This window comes from Thermosipho sp. 1244 (genome assembly GCF_018588215.1).
GTDB lineage: Bacteria > Thermotogota > Thermotogae > Thermotogales > Fervidobacteriaceae > Thermosipho > Thermosipho affectus.
Map to the genome: position 1 here is coordinate 20,008 of NZ_LNGA01000017.1, position 16,181 is coordinate 36,188.

The 16,181-nt window shown below is 30.7% G+C and carries 17 protein-coding genes; 11 read left to right on the top strand and 6 right to left on the bottom strand.

The window, feature by feature from the left end:
• Positions 1-10: 10 nt before the first annotated feature.
• From AS157_RS04400 to AS157_RS04415, 4 genes are read right to left on the bottom strand one after another with little or no spacing between them, the layout of a single operon-like run.
• The gene (locus tag AS157_RS04400) at positions 11-2,119 is read right to left on the bottom strand and encodes a TIM-barrel domain-containing protein (RefSeq protein WP_214494976.1); all 2,109 of its coding nucleotides are present in this window, start codon (positions 2,117-2,119) and stop codon (positions 11-13) included.
• 4 nt (positions 2,120-2,123) lie between these two features.
• The gene (gene panC / locus AS157_RS04405; RefSeq protein ID WP_077289997.1) at positions 2,124-2,960 is read right to left on the bottom strand and encodes a pantoate--beta-alanine ligase; all 837 of its coding nucleotides are present in this window, start codon (positions 2,958-2,960) and stop codon (positions 2,124-2,126) included.
• Complete coding sequence (gene dprA / locus AS157_RS04410; protein WP_077289996.1) at positions 2,947-3,738, bottom strand: DNA-processing protein DprA; 792 nt, start codon at positions 3,736-3,738, stop codon at positions 2,947-2,949. The genes panC and dprA overlap by 14 nt, the downstream gene beginning before the upstream one ends.
• On the bottom strand, positions 3,735-4,013 hold the full coding sequence (locus AS157_RS04415; RefSeq protein ID WP_077289995.1) for an RnfABCDGE type electron transport complex subunit B: 279 nt from the start codon (positions 4,011-4,013) through the stop codon (positions 3,735-3,737). The genes dprA and AS157_RS04415 overlap by 4 nt, the downstream gene beginning before the upstream one ends.
• 106 nt (positions 4,014-4,119) lie before the next feature.
• Here AS157_RS04415 and murJ point away from each other — a divergent pair, with 106 nt between their 5' ends.
• From murJ to hydE, 11 genes are all read left to right on the top strand, one after another.
• Positions 4,120-5,526, top strand: coding sequence for a murein biosynthesis integral membrane protein MurJ (gene murJ, locus AS157_RS04420; protein ID WP_077289994.1), 1,407 nt, complete (start codon positions 4,120-4,122; stop codon positions 5,524-5,526).
• A complete protein-coding gene (locus AS157_RS04425; RefSeq protein ID WP_077289993.1) occupies positions 5,513-6,205 on the top strand; it encodes a biotin--[acetyl-CoA-carboxylase] ligase in 693 nt (230 codons plus the stop codon). Before murJ ends, AS157_RS04425 begins: the two co-directional genes overlap by 14 nt.
• Positions 6,198-7,223: a 7-cyano-7-deazaguanine synthase gene (locus AS157_RS04430; protein ID WP_077289992.1), complete on the top strand. Its 1,026-nt coding sequence runs from the start codon at positions 6,198-6,200 to the stop codon at positions 7,221-7,223. Before AS157_RS04425 ends, AS157_RS04430 begins: the two co-directional genes overlap by 8 nt.
• Positions 7,142-7,837 carry a ribonuclease III gene (rnc, locus tag AS157_RS04435; RefSeq protein ID WP_077289991.1) on the top strand — a complete coding sequence of 232 codons (696 nt, stop codon included), beginning with the start codon at positions 7,142-7,144 and terminating at the stop codon, positions 7,835-7,837. The genes AS157_RS04430 and rnc overlap by 82 nt, the downstream gene beginning before the upstream one ends.
• Complete coding sequence (locus AS157_RS04440; protein WP_075666578.1) at positions 7,827-8,075, top strand: hypothetical protein; 249 nt, start codon at positions 7,827-7,829, stop codon at positions 8,073-8,075. The genes rnc and AS157_RS04440 overlap by 11 nt, the downstream gene beginning before the upstream one ends.
• Positions 8,072-8,947, top strand: coding sequence for an AEC family transporter (locus AS157_RS04445; protein ID WP_077289990.1), 876 nt, complete (start codon positions 8,072-8,074; stop codon positions 8,945-8,947). Before AS157_RS04440 ends, AS157_RS04445 begins: the two co-directional genes overlap by 4 nt.
• A 177-nt stretch (positions 8,948-9,124) precedes the next feature.
• On the top strand, positions 9,125-10,873 hold the full coding sequence (locus AS157_RS04450; RefSeq protein WP_214494977.1) for an NADH-dependent [FeFe] hydrogenase, group A6: 1,749 nt from the start codon (positions 9,125-9,127) through the stop codon (positions 10,871-10,873).
• A gap of 131 nt (positions 10,874-11,004) precedes the next feature.
• A complete protein-coding gene (locus tag AS157_RS04455) occupies positions 11,005-11,256 on the top strand; it encodes a TM1266 family iron-only hydrogenase system putative regulator (RefSeq protein WP_075666575.1) in 252 nt (83 codons plus the stop codon).
• A 2-nt stretch (positions 11,257-11,258) separates the two neighbouring features.
• Positions 11,259-12,674, top strand: a complete 1,416-nt coding sequence (hydG, locus tag AS157_RS04460) for a [FeFe] hydrogenase H-cluster radical SAM maturase HydG (protein ID WP_077289988.1) — start codon at positions 11,259-11,261, stop codon at positions 12,672-12,674.
• Positions 12,661-12,930: a hypothetical protein gene (locus tag AS157_RS04465; RefSeq protein WP_077289987.1), complete on the top strand. Its 270-nt coding sequence runs from the start codon at positions 12,661-12,663 to the stop codon at positions 12,928-12,930. The genes hydG and AS157_RS04465 overlap by 14 nt, the downstream gene beginning before the upstream one ends.
• Positions 12,896-13,921 (top strand): [FeFe] hydrogenase H-cluster radical SAM maturase HydE, encoded by a 1,026-nt coding sequence (gene hydE / locus AS157_RS04470; RefSeq protein WP_077289986.1) that lies wholly within the window; start codon positions 12,896-12,898, stop codon positions 13,919-13,921. Before AS157_RS04465 ends, hydE begins: the two co-directional genes overlap by 35 nt.
• Here the strand turns inward: hydE and AS157_RS04475 are convergent.
• The gene (locus AS157_RS04475) at positions 13,894-15,195 is read right to left on the bottom strand and encodes an amidohydrolase (protein ID WP_077289985.1); all 1,302 of its coding nucleotides are present in this window, start codon (positions 15,193-15,195) and stop codon (positions 13,894-13,896) included. The two genes, hydE and AS157_RS04475, sit on opposite strands and share 28 nt — an antisense overlap.
• A complete protein-coding gene (gene pfkA / locus AS157_RS04480) occupies positions 15,192-16,151 on the bottom strand; it encodes a 6-phosphofructokinase (RefSeq protein WP_077289984.1) in 960 nt (319 codons plus the stop codon). Before pfkA ends, AS157_RS04475 begins: the two co-directional genes overlap by 4 nt.
• Positions 16,152-16,181: the final 30 nt, after the last annotated feature.

Sequence of the window (16,181 nt, forward strand, 5' to 3'; positions counted from 1 at the left end):
AAAACACCTCCTAAAATTCTAACTCAAATTCATCCAGACCAGACTTTCTGTAAATTTTAAATTTAATTTTCCGTTTCCTATGTAAAAAACCATTTCTTTTAGTTAAAAACTGTACATTTCCTTTATCGTAGACTACTTTGTATAAGTTATATAATCCTTTTTTGTAATTATAACTTTCACCATCATCTTCATACAAATATCCAACAGCTTTATCATTATAAGCTACTACGTGCGCAGTTAATACATCATTATATGAATTTTTCAAGTATTGTACCTCATCTTGCATAAATACAATAGAACCATCCAATATAAAATGCGGAATCTTGCTTAAAGGAGCATCCACAAGATTCCAACCTTTTCTTACAAAAATTTTGTTGTTGAAATTTAAAGCTCTCTTAGGCAAATAAACCATTCTTTTTGTCACACCAGGATTATACACAGGTGCAACTAATAAGCTTTTTCCAACCATAAACTGATCAAAAACCTGGTAAGATTCTTCATCGTTTTCAAAATGATAGAAAATTGGGGCAATAAGTGGTATATCTTCTAATATCCCTAACATATAGGATGTGTATAAATAGGGGATTAGTTTATACCTATAAACTATCACATCTTTTAATAATTCCTCATATTCTGTATCAAAACTCCAAGGCTCTTGCCTCCTAGTTCCAATAGCAGAATGATTCCTAAACAAAGGCATAAAGACTCCTAACTGCATAAACCTAACCATTAACTCTGGTTCAACATTACCCCCGAATCCTCCAACATCAAATCCAGAGTTAAAAACGCCAACCATCGACAAAGAGTTTATTCTTTGAATTTCTAAAAGTATATGCTCCCACCAACTGTGGTTGTCCCCAGTCCATACTCCTCCATATCTTTGAACTCCAGAATACGCTGATCTTGTAATTATCAACTTTCTTTTGTTCTTTGGAAAACCTCCAAATGTTGCACGAATCATATTAAAACCATAAACATTTTTCAACTTATAATGTTTCTTTCCCGAAAGATGTACTATTTCATCCCCTCTTCCCCTTTTTTTTATCTCTCCAATTTCTCCAATTACATTTGCAACCTTTATTCCATCTTCTAATTTTATATTCTTTAATTTTTCTTTTGCATTCTCTATATCTTTTTCACTTGCAAAAATTGCAATCTCATTCATATCATTCCAAAATCCATCTATTCCATCTTCCAAAAGCTTATTAACTTTTCTTGCCCACCATTTTCTAACTTTATTTTCACAAAAATCTGGAAACCTAACACGTCCAGGCCAAACTGCTCCTTCAAAATCTTTCCCTGAAGTATCTTTCAAAAAATATCTATCCTTGGCTTCTTCAAACACTTCATAATTCTTTTCTACTTTAACTCCAGGATCCAAAATTGCCGAAACTTTAAACCCCATATTATGAAGTTTCTCTAACATTAACTTGTAATTGGAAAAATTCTCTTTATTCCAAGTAAAAATCTTATACCCTTCCATATAATCGATATCAAACCAAATAACATCACATGGTATGTTTTTATCTCTAAATTTCTTTGCAATTTGCAAAACTTCACTTTGAGAAGAATAACTCCATCTACTTTGTTGATATCCCAAACTCCAAAATGGAAAGGCCACATTTTTACCGGTTAAATACAGGTATTGCTTTAAGATCTTCTTTACCTTTTCTTCTAAAATAATATATTGATTAAAGCCCTCTCCTCTAACTTTAAATTCTATTTCCCCTTTACCTTCACTATCTAGATCAATCTCCATATAACCAGGATAATCTGTAAATATTCCAAATTTCATGTTCTTTGAGATGTAAATAAAAAATGGAAAACTCTTATACAAAGGTTCTGCCCCGGGATGATGAATAAAATCATCTGTATTCCAAAAAATATATCTTCTTCCTTTTCTATTTAAAGGCCCAACTTTATCGCCAAAGCCAAAGTAAAAACCTCTTTTATCCTTTAACTTTATTCTTAATATCAAATATTCTTTTTCTTTTTTTAAAAGGCAATCATCAAAAATCACATTTCTCAGATATTCTTGATCTATCAACTTTAGCTTTTTTTCATTTACAACCGCTTCGCTACTTACATCCGGATTCCCATATATCACTTTGTAAATCATCCATTTACCCTCCAATGATTATATTATCAATTAATCTCGCTTTTCCAACAAATACTGCAATGGCAACGACAACCTTTCTGTCAATTATTTCAACTGGCATAAGGTTTTCCTCATCAACTATTTCAATATAATCAATTTTCAAAAGTGGATGCTCAAGAATTTTTCTCATTTCATCTCTTATTATTTTCACATCTACCACACCTGATTTAACAAGCTCTTTAGCTTTTAACAATGATTTATAAAGCCTTGTGGCTTCTTTTCTCTCTTCTTTGGTCAAATATATGTTTCTTGAAGACATGGCAAGTCCATCTTTTTCCCTAACAATTGGCATCTCTTTCAATTTAACATCAAAATTTAAATCCCTTACCATTCTCCTTAATACTCGAAACTGTTGAGCATCTTTTTGACCAAAGTATGCACGCGTAGGTCTTACTATGTTGAATAATTTTGTAACTACCGTACAAACACCTCTAAAATGACCTGGTCTTTTTGCACCACATAAAAATTTAGATAAAGAAACTTCTTCAACATATGTTGAAAAGTCTTTTTCATACATTTCTTCATTTGTAGGAATAAACACATAATCAACACTTTCACTTTCCAAAAGTTTCAAATCTCTTTCTAAATTTCTAGGATAATTATCGTAATCTTCATTTGGACCAAATTGTGTCGGATTTACAAATATACTCACTACAACTACATCATTTTCCTTTCTTGCAGCTCTAACTAATGAAAGATGTCCTTCGTGTAAATAACCCATCGTTGGAACAAAACCTATGGATTTCCCATTTAAACTTCTCGATATTTTTTTCATTTCATCTACTTTTTCAACAATTACCATACAGTACACCCCTTAAAATATAATAATCCAGTATGTCATCTGGTCCTGTTGCTAAAAATGCGCCATTTTTTATCAAGTAATTTGGACCTTGTGCATTTTCATTGTATATATTTCCAGGTATACAAAAAACATCTTTACCAAACTCTAATGCAAACCTTGCAGTAATCATTGTTCCGCTTTTTAATTTTCCCTCAACTATCAAAGTCCCTTCAGATATACCTGCAATGATCCTATTTCTCTCTCTAAAATATTCCTTTCTTGGACTTTTCCACGGTAAATATTCACTTATAACACAACCATCTAAAATTAACCTTTCGTATATTCTTCTATTTTTTTCAGGATAACAAACATCCACACCACTTCCTAAAATCGCAATTGTTTCCTTTGCACAATTATGGGCTATCGCGTCAATTCCCATTGCCATTCCACTTACAATCACAAAATAATTACTCAACTTTTTAGAAAATTCACATGCTACCTTTCTACCATATGAACTTGCTATACGTGTTCCTACAATTGAAAAGCTCCTTTTTAATAATAAAGACTTTTTCCCTTTTCCAAACAAAACAACAGGAGGATTCCACACATTTTTTAAATTTTCCGGGTAATATTCATCAAAATAGGTTACTACAAAATTCTCAGTCTTTGAAAGCCAATCTTCTAATTTAAAATACAAATCATTTTTTTCTCCATCTTCATCGTTACTTAGTTTTTTCTCAATTTCGTCTAGCCTATATCCAGAAAAATGCCAAACTACTATTTTTAAATTCTTTTTCATTGTTTTTCAAGTATTTCCTTTATCTTCTCTTGAACGCCCGATTTCTTTCCTGGAAGACATTTGTCAATTGCATCACCTTTTTTTACAATAGCTGAAGCATATCCTTCACAGCCTGGATATCCACACGCCCCACAATTTATTCCAGGTAATACTTTTGTAATTAACTCAATTCTTGGATCAACTTCAACTTTAAATTTTTCATTACTATACGCCAAAAATAGACCAAATCCCAATCCTAAAACTCCCATAACAAGTGCCGAATAAAGTACTACCACGTCAAACACCTCCTCTTTTTATTATTTCTAGATTTATTTTACCATAAATAGATTAAAATTGTCATTAATGCTATAATATCTATTGAAAAAATAAAAGGAGGAAAAAATGTCAATATTCGTTAGTAGTATTTTATTTTCTACAGCAACATTTTTTTCAAGAATATTAGGATTATTTAGAGACATACTCTTTGCAAAATACTTTGGTGTTTCTTACCAACTTGATGCTTATTTTATAGCTATAATGTTTCCATTTTTCTTAAGAAAAGTATTCGGTGAGGGTGCAATGTCTTCTGCTTTTGTACCATTGTACAGCGAAAAAGAAAACAAAGACATGTTTTTATCCTCTATAATAAACGGTTTTTCTATTATAATTTTTTTGCTGCTTCTTTTTACTTATCTATTCCCGGCAGTCTTTGTAAATTTATTTGGTGCAGGCGCTTCCATTCAAACAAAAGAATTATCAAAAAAGCTACTTCTAATAACAGCTCCGGCCATTTACTTTATCTTTCTTTGGTCAATATTATACTCAATTTTAAATACAAAAGACAAGTTTTTCTGGCCGGCTCTTACTCCAAGTCTATCAAATATTGCTATAATCATTGGAATATTCTTATCAAAAAAATATGGAATACTTGCACCAACATTCGGCTTCCTCTTTGGTAGTATACTTATGTTTTTAAGTTTAATAAAATCATTTTTTTCACATAAATATTATTTTACATTAAAATACTTTCCAGAATTTATTAAATATTTTATTCCTACCTTTTTTACAATGACTATTTCTCAAGTAAATACCGTTGTTGATATGAATGTTTCTTCTTTTTTTAGTGAAGGAAGCATTTCTTATTTGCAATACGCTTCTAGGTTTTATATGCTTCCGTATGGTTTATTTGCAGTTTCCGTTTCTACAGTAGTTCTCTCAAAAATATCAAATGAAAAACACCTTTTTAAAAATTACGTAAATGATGCGTTAAAATCAACACTAGTACTCACCATTCCTTCAACATTTGGATTGATCTACCTTTCTTTTGAGATAATAAAATTCTTTTATCAACACGGACAATTTTCCGCTTACGATACAGCAATAACTTCAAAGGTTTTAATTGCATACTCCTTGGGCTTACCTTTCTATGGTATTTATTCAACTCTTTCCAGAAGCTTTCATGCAATAAAAAACACAAAGATTCCCTTTTACGCAACTTTAATAGTCTCTTTTTCAAATATAATTTTAGATTTAATTTTTGGAATGAAGTGGGGGCCAATAGGTGTAGCATTTGCTACAAGTATTGCTGGAATTATTGGAGCAATGTATTTAATACTATATATAAAAATATTCCCTATAAAGGATTGTTTAAAAATACTCTTAAATAGTCTTATAATGACTTTGGGGATTATTCCATTTAAAAACCTTCATTTTTTAATCCAAATACTCATAGCAGTTATAATATATCTCCTACTTTCTACTATATTTTATAAAGAATTAATTTGGAGGTATTTGAATGCTAAAAGGTAACAAAATTATACATTTTGAAAAAATAAACAGTACAAATGACTATCTAAAGAATTCATATAAAAAATTAAAAAATGGAACTATTGTTGTTTCAAAAATCCAGACAAATGGAAGAGGTAGACTCGGAAGAAATTGGGAGTCAAATGAAGGTGGACTCTGGTTTTCTATATTAGTAAAAAGGAACTTAAAAAAACCAAACTTTTATACAAAATTATCTTCCATAGTAATCTTAAATGTACTAAAAAATCTAAATATTAATGCCAAAATCAAATGGCCAAACGACATATATGTTAATTCCAAAAAACTTTCTGGAATTCTAACAGAAGCAATATCATTTAACAATAAAATAAAATGTATTATAATTGGTATAGGTATAAACATAAATAATGATGTACCAAAAAATGGGATTTCAATTTATCACATAAAAAATAAAAAAATCAACCCAAATGATTTTTTAAAATTATTTATAAAAGAATACAACAAGAATTTTCTGTTATTCTCTTTATTTTCTCCACTATTAAACATCAAATGGAAAAAAAATTTAATGTTTAAAAAAGGAGATAAGATCGAAGGTTACAAAATAATCAAAATTTTTCCGGATTTTTTGCTACTTGAAAAAAATAAAAAACGAATAAAAATAAGGAGTATTCATGAATTGGAAAAAGGAGGGATAAATGATTAGTATTTTAAATAAGAAAATAAAAAACATAATAGATGAAATTAGAAAAACTGTGGGTAATAACAAAGTAATTGTAGCTTTTTCAGGAGGACTTGACAGTACAGTTGCAGCTCTTCTTTGTAAAGATGCTTTGGGGCCCGAAAAGGTGGAATTGGTAAATGTTGTTTATGGACCATTTACTTACAAAAAAAGCATCCAAATTGTTAAAAAAGCGGCAAATAAAATGGGATTAAAGTTAACATTTTTAGAATCCCTATATCAAAAAGAAATTTGGAAAAATGGACCATCCTGTAATATGTGTACAAAGTCAGTAAAAATGAATACGGTAAAAAACTATGCAAAAGACATACTAGTCGTTACGGGTTCTAATCAAAGTGACAGTTGGGGAAAAACTGGTTTAAAATTATTCAGCGGGCTTTACGCACCACTTGGTGACCTCAATAAAAAAGAAATAAAAGAAATTCTTAATTATTATTCATTCAAACTTGAAAGGATTGGAGAAAACGCTAAAAGAGAAGGATGCAAATTAAAACATTTATTAAAAATTATGACAAATATGAATTATCATGGCAAAGCTGTTGACTTAGCAAATGAGATTTTGCTTGAAAACGTTCCAAAGAATTTAGAACTTGCAAATGTAAAAATTATCGGACCACTTTCAAAAAATATAGCCATAATAAACGTTAAACCTATGGTAAACAATATCGAAGAAATTGGAAAAAAAATAGAGGCACTTGACGTAATTGATGAAGTTATAATTGCAAACAAACCATTAATTTTGAAAGTTTTAGCCAACCCATCTATTTACAGGGTAGAAAATTCAAAATATTGGATCGAAAAAGGAAAACTGCAACCCGAATTTGCAGTACCTATAAAAGTAGTTTGGAAAGAATCCAAAAATAATAAGCTTAGAACTATTCATGTAGTTGGGGTGGAAGAATGGGAAAATTTCGAACAAGAGAAATCGAAAATATCATTGGATACGAATTTAGAAAGAAAGAACTCTTGTTCACTGCTTTAACACATACTTCATACGCAAATGAACACAGAAAAGAATCTTATGAAAGATTAGAATTTCTGGGGGATTCTGTTATTGACTTATTAGTTTGTACAATTTTGTATGAAAATTATGAAAATCTATCAGAAGGTGCTATGGCTCAAATAAAATCTGCAGTTACAAGTGAAGACATTTTATACGAAATTGCAAAAAAATTAAACATAGGAAAATTTTTAATCCTTGGAAAAGGAGAAAAAAGAAGTGGAGGTTCTGAGAAAAAATCCATCTTAGCTGATGTAATTGAATCTTTAATTGCGGCTGTATATTTAGATTCAAAGAAAAACTTATATACTATAGAAAATCTATTTTCAGATATATTTAAGGAATATATAGAAATTTTTCTTTCTGGTAAAAGAATATTTGACTACAAAACAAAACTTCAAGAGATAACCCAAGAAAAATTCAAGCAACTTCCTGTATATGAAACTACAGTAATGGGAAATAAATTCTTTACGATACTAAAAATAAACGGCAAAATATTTTCAAAAGCAAAAGGAACTTCAAAAAAAGAATCTGAAAAACTTGCAGCAAAAATTGCATATGAAAAATTAAAGGAGGATGAAAAAAATGGAAAATAAAAAGTTGAAAGAATACAATATTACTTGGGAGAGATATGAAAAAGCACTTTCTAAAGTTTTGAGTAACTTTGCAAATAGTGGAATAGAAACTGTAACAGTTGAAGAAATTTGGGTAGAAACATCATTACCCATAGATTTGATTTTAGAAATTTTGGAAAGAAATAAATTAAATTATCCTGAAGAAATAAAAGAAATAAAGTACAAAAATGAAATAATATGGAGTAGAAATGAAAAATGATACTTTTTAATATCTTACCTCCGTTTGTTATAATTTTAATTGGCTTCCTCTTTGGTAAAATTTTTCCGTTTGACATTAAAATCTTATCAAAGATTTCTCTTTGGATAATGGCAAATACGTTAACTTTCACTTTTATCAACGATTATCCACCATCACTATCACAACTGAAAACATATGGTAGCGGTATAATAATACTATTTATAATATTCTATTTTATATCTTTGCCATTCAAAGAAAACAAATCACTTTTATTCACAAATAGTGTTTATATAAATACGGGGTACTTAGGATACCCCATTTTGTTATCCGTTTGGGGTGAAAAAGCCTTATCATATGGTGTTATATATTCTGTGATTAATATGATCTTGGGTTCCATATTTGTTCCAATGTTTCTTGACAAAAAAATAAGTTTAAAAAATACATTTAAACTTCCATACATATATGTAATAATACTTGCATATATCTTGTCATTACTTGGTATAAATTATAGAAATTTTCCAAAGCCAATTTTAGAAACAATTTTATTATTAAAAAATGCAGCTATACCAGTGTTACTTTTATTTGTTGGCTTATCCCTTTCAAAAATTACAATAAATAAAATAAACCACAAATTATTGTTATCAACTACACTAATTAGGTTATTTATTTATCCTTTTTTTGCACTAATTTATGTGATTATCTTTCACATGGAAAAAAACTTAGGAAAGGTATTTATATTAGAAAGTGCTATGCCAACTGCTATAAACAGTGTTATCCTAATAGATGCTTTAACTGGCGACTCTTCCGACATTAGTTTTACTGTTGCAATTACTACATTATTTTCTGCTTTTACTATACCTGTCTGGGTATTTTTAATAGAAAAGATTATTTAAATATAGAGTTAAATATTAGGATTTTTTTAACAAATTCACAAATTTAAGTTTTTTCATTTTAAAATACTTTGTGATATAATTTACTTGAAGAAATATAGGTTATAATATTTCTTTATCATTTTTCGGATAAGAATGTGAAAAATATCGTTTATGTTAATAAACTAGAGGAGGGATATGATGGCAAAAATTTTTCTCAACGGGAAAGAGTTTGAGGTACCAGACGGGATAACTGTTCTTGAAGCTGCGGAAAAGTTGGGGATACAAATTCCAACGTTATGTCACCATCCTGAACTTGAACCTATCGGTGCATGTAGAATTTGTATAGTAGAAATTGAGGGAGCACGAACTTTGCAACCAGCATGTACCACTAAAATAGCTGATGGAATGAAAATTAGGACAAATTCTGATAGAGTTGAAAATGCAATAAAATTTAATCTTTCATTAATAATGGCAAATCATCCGAATGATTGTATGTATTGTGAAGCTGACCAAAGATGTGAACTTAAAAAATTAGTTCACAAATACGATGTAAGACCTATTTTTAATCCCACAGATTTATCTGAGGTATTTGATAATAGTAGTCCTTCAATCCAAAGGGACCTTTCAAGATGTATTAAATGTCAAAGATGTGTAAGGGTTTGTAGCGAAATTCAAGGGATGAATATTTATTCAATGGTTGAAAGAGGTTATAAAACTATTCCACAAACAGCCTTCGATAAACCAGTTTATGAAACAAATTGTATTTCTTGTGGACAATGTGCGTATTTGTGTCCAGTAGGCGCAATTTATGAAACTCCAGATTGGAAAAAAGTACTAAAATTAATTGAAAGAAAAGAAAAAATATTAGTCGCCCAAACTGCTCCATCTGTTAGAGTTGCAATAGGCGAGGAATTTGGAATGGAACCTGGCTCGGTCAGTACTGGGAAAATGGTTGCATCCTTAAAAAAACTTGGTTTTGATTATGTATTTGATACAAACTTTGCAGCAGACCTTACAATTATGGAAGAAGGAACAGAGTTAATTGGAAGGTTAAAAGAAGGCGGACCATTCCCAATGTTTACAAGTTGTTGCCCAGGTTGGATAAATCTTCTTGAAAAGGAATATCCTGAATTTATCCCAAATGTATCAAGTGCTAAATCTCCACAACAGATGATGAGTTCAGTGGTTAAAACATATTTTGCCAAAAAGATTGGTGTAGATCCAGAAGATATTGTTATGGTATCTGTAATGCCATGTACTGCCAAAAAAGATGAAATAAAAAGACCTCAACAAAAAATAAAACTCGAAGATGGAAGAGAAATTCAGCCAACAGATTACGTTATAACCACAAGAGAACTTGCAAAATTAATAAAAATAAAAGAAATTAACTTTGCCGGATTAAAAGATGAAGAATTTGACAATCCGCTTGGCACTTCCACTGGTGCAGGTGCAATATTCGGTGTAACCGGTGGAGTTATGGAAGCTGCACTTAGAACCGCATACGAAATAATAACAAACAAACAACTACCAAAGCTAGAATTCGACAATGTAAGAGGATTAAATGGCATTAAGGAAGCAGAAGTTGATATTGAAGGTAAAAAACTTAAAATTGCAATTGCACATGGTACAGCCAATGTAAAAAAATTGTTAGATGACATGAGAGATGGAAGAAGATATTACGACTTTATCGAAATTATGGCTTGTCCTGGTGGATGTATCGGTGGCGGAGGACAACCAAAAAGCCTTGATCCAGAAATACTCAAAAAACGTGCAATGGCTATTTACTCAATAGATGAACTTAGTACACTTAGAAGATCACATGAAAACCCAGATGTTCAAAAACTATATGAAGAATTCCTTGAAAAACCATATAGTCACATTGCTCACGAGTTGTTACATACACACTATACAGATAGATCAGTTAAAAATAAAGTCGCAGCTGAATAGTACGCAATCTTTCTAAATTAAATAGTTCCTTTCTGAGGTTGAGGGAGCTACCTGAGACCAAGGAAAGGGGTGAAAAGTTATAAGGGATTTTTCCCCCTTTCCTTGGTATTTTTGGAAAGGGGGATTTTTTTATGGAAAATTTTTATTCTATAAATATTGTGGTAGGAAACAGAAACGATATATATGACAAAGTAAATGAGATATTACATAACTACTCAAAGTATATAAAATTAAGAGTTGGATATCCTATTGAGGAAGAAAATAGTGCTGTTATCTTTTTGCTTTTCAAAGCAAATAATGATACTCTTGGAAGTTTTACCGGAAAATTAGGACAATTAAAAACTGTAAAAGTAAAAAGTTTATTAATAAAAAAGGAGGCATAATTATGTATATTTTCGTAAAAGAAAAAGAAAATGAGAAAACTTTTATTAACACTGGTGAAATTTTTTCCATACTTGAATCTACAAAAAATCCAGAAAGTGAAAAAATACGCAATATTCTCCAAAAATCCCTCAATAAAGAAAGGCTTACACCGTATGAAGTTGCAACTTTACTAAATGCCAACTCGGATGAATTGTGGGAAGAAATTTTTGAAGCAGCAAGAAATTTAAAAGAAAAAGTATATGGAAATAGAATTGTATTATTTGCACCACTTTATATAGGAAACGAATGTATAAACGATTGTGAATATTGTGGATTTAGAATTTCAAACAAAGATGTTATTAGGAAAACCCTATCTATAGAAAAACTAAAAGATGAGGTAAAAGCACTTGTAATAAAAGGTCATAAACGACTTATAGTTGTCTACGGTGAACATCCTATGTATTCCCCTCAGTTCATTGCAAAAACAATTGATAATATTTATAACACAAAAGTTGGAAACGGTGAAATAAGGAGAGTAAATGTCAATGCTGCACCACAAACCGTTGAAGGATATAAAATAATAAAGGAAGTTGGTATAGGAACATTCCAAATATTTCAAGAAACATATCACATACCAACGTACAAAAAAATGCATCCCAGAGGACCAAAATCTAATTTTGCATGGAGACTATATGGACTTGATAGAGCCATGCTTGCTGGAATTGATGATGTTGGAATTGGAGCTTTATTCGGATTATACGATTGGAAATTTGAAGTTATGGGTCTTATTTATCATACCATTCACCTTGAAGAAAGATTTGGAGTAGGACCTCACACAATTTCATTTCCAAGAATAGAACCAGCTGTTGGAACTCCCACAGCAAAAAGGCCTCCATATCAAGTTAACGACGAAGATTTTAAAAAGATAGTTGCCATCTTAAGACTAGCTGTGCCATATACAGGGTTAATATTAACTGCAAGAGAACCAATGAATATAAGAAGAGAAGTTTTAAAACTTGGAGTTTCACAAATTGATGCTGGCTCAAGCATAGGTGTTGGTTCATATTCCGAAAAAGATCCAGAAGTAATTAAAAAAAGCCAATTTATTCTTGGCGATACAAGAACATTAGATGAAGTTATCTATGAACTTTTAAAAGAAAACTACATCCCATCTTTTTGTACTGCTTGTTACAGAGCAGGAAGAACAGGCGAACACTTCATGGAATTTGCAATTCCAGGTTTTGTAAAAAGATTTTGTACTCCAAATGCATTATTTACATTAAATGAATACCTAAATGATTATGCTTCTGAAAAAACGTATAAAATAGGAAAAAAAGTAATAAAAACGGAAATAGAAAAACTTGACACAAAACAAAAAGAAACAGTAAAAGATGGTCTAAACAAAATAGACAAAGGTGAGAGAGATGTCAGATTTTAAACTGAAAGATTTGTTAAATAAAATAGCAAAGAAATATAATTGTAAAATATGGATAAACAAAAAAATTGGTAAAAGAATAAGTTTCATAGAAAAAGCGGGAAACGAATATTATCTTCCACCGGAAGTACTTTATGAAGATAATGAATATATTATTTTCTGTGAAAATATCCATTCTAAAGATGATGCATACTTAAGAAAACTACTTTTAGAGGTGATAAAATATGCTAGAAATGCTGAAAAAAATTCAAAAAGATAATGTTACACTCGAAGCACTTGAATATTTAATATCTACTAACAAATACGATGATGATATCTTATCTTTTGCTGATGAAATTAGGAAAAAATACGTAGGTGATGAAATTCATATAAGAGCAATTATAGAATTTTCTAACTACTGCAAAATGGATTGTTTATATTGCGGATTAAGGGCCCCAAATAATAAAATAAAAAGATACAGAATGAGCCCTGATGAAATTTTTAGAAGAGCCAAATTAATATCAGAAAAAAACATAAAAACAATAGTTTTACAGTCAGGTGAAGATCCTTTCTATACCACTGAAATAATTGAAGAGCTAATAAAAAGAATAAAATCACTTAACGTTGCTATAACTCTAAGCATTGGGGAAAGAGATTTTAAAGAATATAAAATTTGGAAAGATGCCGGTGCCGATAGATATCTAATGAGACACGAAACTGCAGATAAAGAATTATACAATAACCTTCATCCACATGATACCTTTGAAAATAGAAAAAAACATCTCTTTAAATTAAAAGAATTAGGCTATGAAGTTGGAGCGGGGTGCATGGTTGGATTACCTGGGCAAGGAGCTAGAGAATTAGCAAAAGATCTACTCTTTTTAAAAGAACTTGATTCAGACATGATAGGTATTGGCCCATTTATTCCAAATCCAAATACTCCTTTGAAAAATGCAAAAGGCGGTGATTTAAAACTAACCTTAAAAATTATAGCACTTGCCCGAATATTAATTCCCACTGCAAATATTCCTGCAACCACTGCTATGGGAAGTCTTCATCCATTTGGAAGACAAATGGCTCTTAAGTCTGGGGCAAATGTAATAATGCCAAATCTAACCCCTAATCCCTACAGACCACACTATACACTGTACCCAAATAAAATTTGTCTATTTGAAGTAGATACAAGTTGTATTGAATGTGTTAAAGGTATGATAAAAGGTCTAAAAAGGAAAGTAGGACAAACTTATGGATTCAGAGTTAAGGTATCATAAACAAGTTCACCGTTTACAAAAACTTTTTCTAAATTTCTTAACGTTTTATCTTTAAAAATAATAAAATCAGCCAGATATTGGGGTTTTATAACCCCAATATTTTCTTCAATTAGTTTTCCAGAAAATTCAGTATACAATGAGATTGACTCGCTAAAGGAAAAGCCCAATTTTAAAGCAGCTTGAATTACATATAAAGGTGAAATTGGTGAAACTGGTCCATCACTTGAAAAAGAAATCAAAATATTATTTTCATACATATTTCTAAAAGGATATAAAAGTATATTACTAAAATCAACACTAGATATTAAATTCAAATCTTCAAAGAAAAAATGAGGTTGTACAGAAAAACTAAAGGAAGATAGCTTTTCAAAGTCCCTTTTTTTTACAAATTGTGCATGAATAATTCTATGGCCTGTTTTCTTTCCAAATGAATCAATAGTTCTACTTAGTGCCTCATCACCTATTGTATGAACACATACTTGCAAGTTATTTTTCTCTGCAAATTCCACTATATCACTAAAATTATCCGGCAAAGTAAAAATACCAAAACCACTACCATTTTTATACATTTTAGATAAAAATGCTGTTTTACCACCTAATGAACCATCTGCAAAAAGCTTTATACCAAAAATTTTTGATATTCCATAGCTACCAAACCCAAATTCCCATGGATTTTTTGTACATAATTTTTCATATACACGTAATTTACTCTCTTTCAAAAGTCTCTTTAACAATTCAAATGGAATCCCATGTAAATCATCTGAGTGTACACTCGTAATCCCATGTTTTAAAAACTCATTTATCCCCTCTTTAAAAGCCCTTACCAAAAATTCAGAAGGAATATATTCCCATATTTTTTCTATTTCATCTTCGAAAATATAATAATTGTTAATTTTCAAAAGCCTTTGCGCTTTCTTATTTAGAAATGCAACATGGCCACATTTTCTGATCAAAATAACTGCAGAGTTACATGTATCAAAAAATTCCTTATTATCTATCTTTTCCCAGCCTCTTCCTAAAATTATATCACTATCTATATCTAGAATTTTTTCAAAATTTTCATCGCTCAAATCTAAAGTTAATTTTTTTATTCCTACACCTAAAATATGTGCATGTGAATCAGAAAAACCTGGAAGGATATATTTCCCTTCCAGGTTAACTTCCTCATCAAAACTTCTTGGGAAAACAAACTTATTTTCCTCTACAAAAAAATTCTTTTTTACAAACTTATTATCTTCCCAAACATATCCATTACTAAACTTTATTACACTCATGACAATAAAGCCGTCAATTCCACTAATTCCATATTCAATGACTTCTTTTGTTTTAATACTTCATCGAGCTTTACTGGAACGATTTTTCCTCCCTGTAAAGCCATCATAACATAACTTTGACCCCTTTTTAAAAACTCAACAGCTGCAACTCCCATTCTAGATGCCAACAATCTATCAAAAGCAGTAGGGGAACCCCCACGTTGAATGTGTCCTAATATTGTTATTCTAGTCTCATATCCTATTCTATGTTCAAGATGTCTTGCAACTGTATAAGCACTTGCCGCACCTTCTGCCACTACAACTATACAATTAATTTTTCCCCTTTCTCTTTCCTTCAAGATTTTATTTCCAAGGGCTTCATAATTAACTGGGATTTCTGGGATTACTATAGCTTCTGCACCAGTAACTAAACCGGCCACTGTAGCAATGTAACCAGATGAACGTCCCATAACTTCTACAATAAATGCCCTTTCGTGTGATGATGCAGTATCTTTTAATTTTTGTATAGCATCAACAACAGTGTTTAAGCATGTATCTACTCCAATGCTCATATCAGTCATTGCAATATCGTTATCTATCGTTCCTGGAATTCCTACAACTGGCACCTTTTGTTCCTCTTCTAAAAACATCGCACCATGTAAACTACCTTCTCCACCAATTACAATCAATCCTTCTATTCCATGCTTTGCAAGAATTGATGCTGCTTCCCTTCTAGTCTCTTTTCTTACAAATTCAGGGCATCTACTACTTCTTAGGATAGTCCCTCCTTTTTCCATTATTCCCCCAACAGATGCAAAATCCATTTCTATAAAATCTTCATCCAATAACCCAGCATAACCTCTTTGAATACCTAAAACATTTATATCATTTTTTACAGCATAACGAACAACAGCACGTATAGCAGCATTCATTCCTGGAGCATCTCCACCGCTAGTCATAACTGCAATTTTTTTCATAGAAATCCTCCTTTTTCTAGTTTGCCTAAA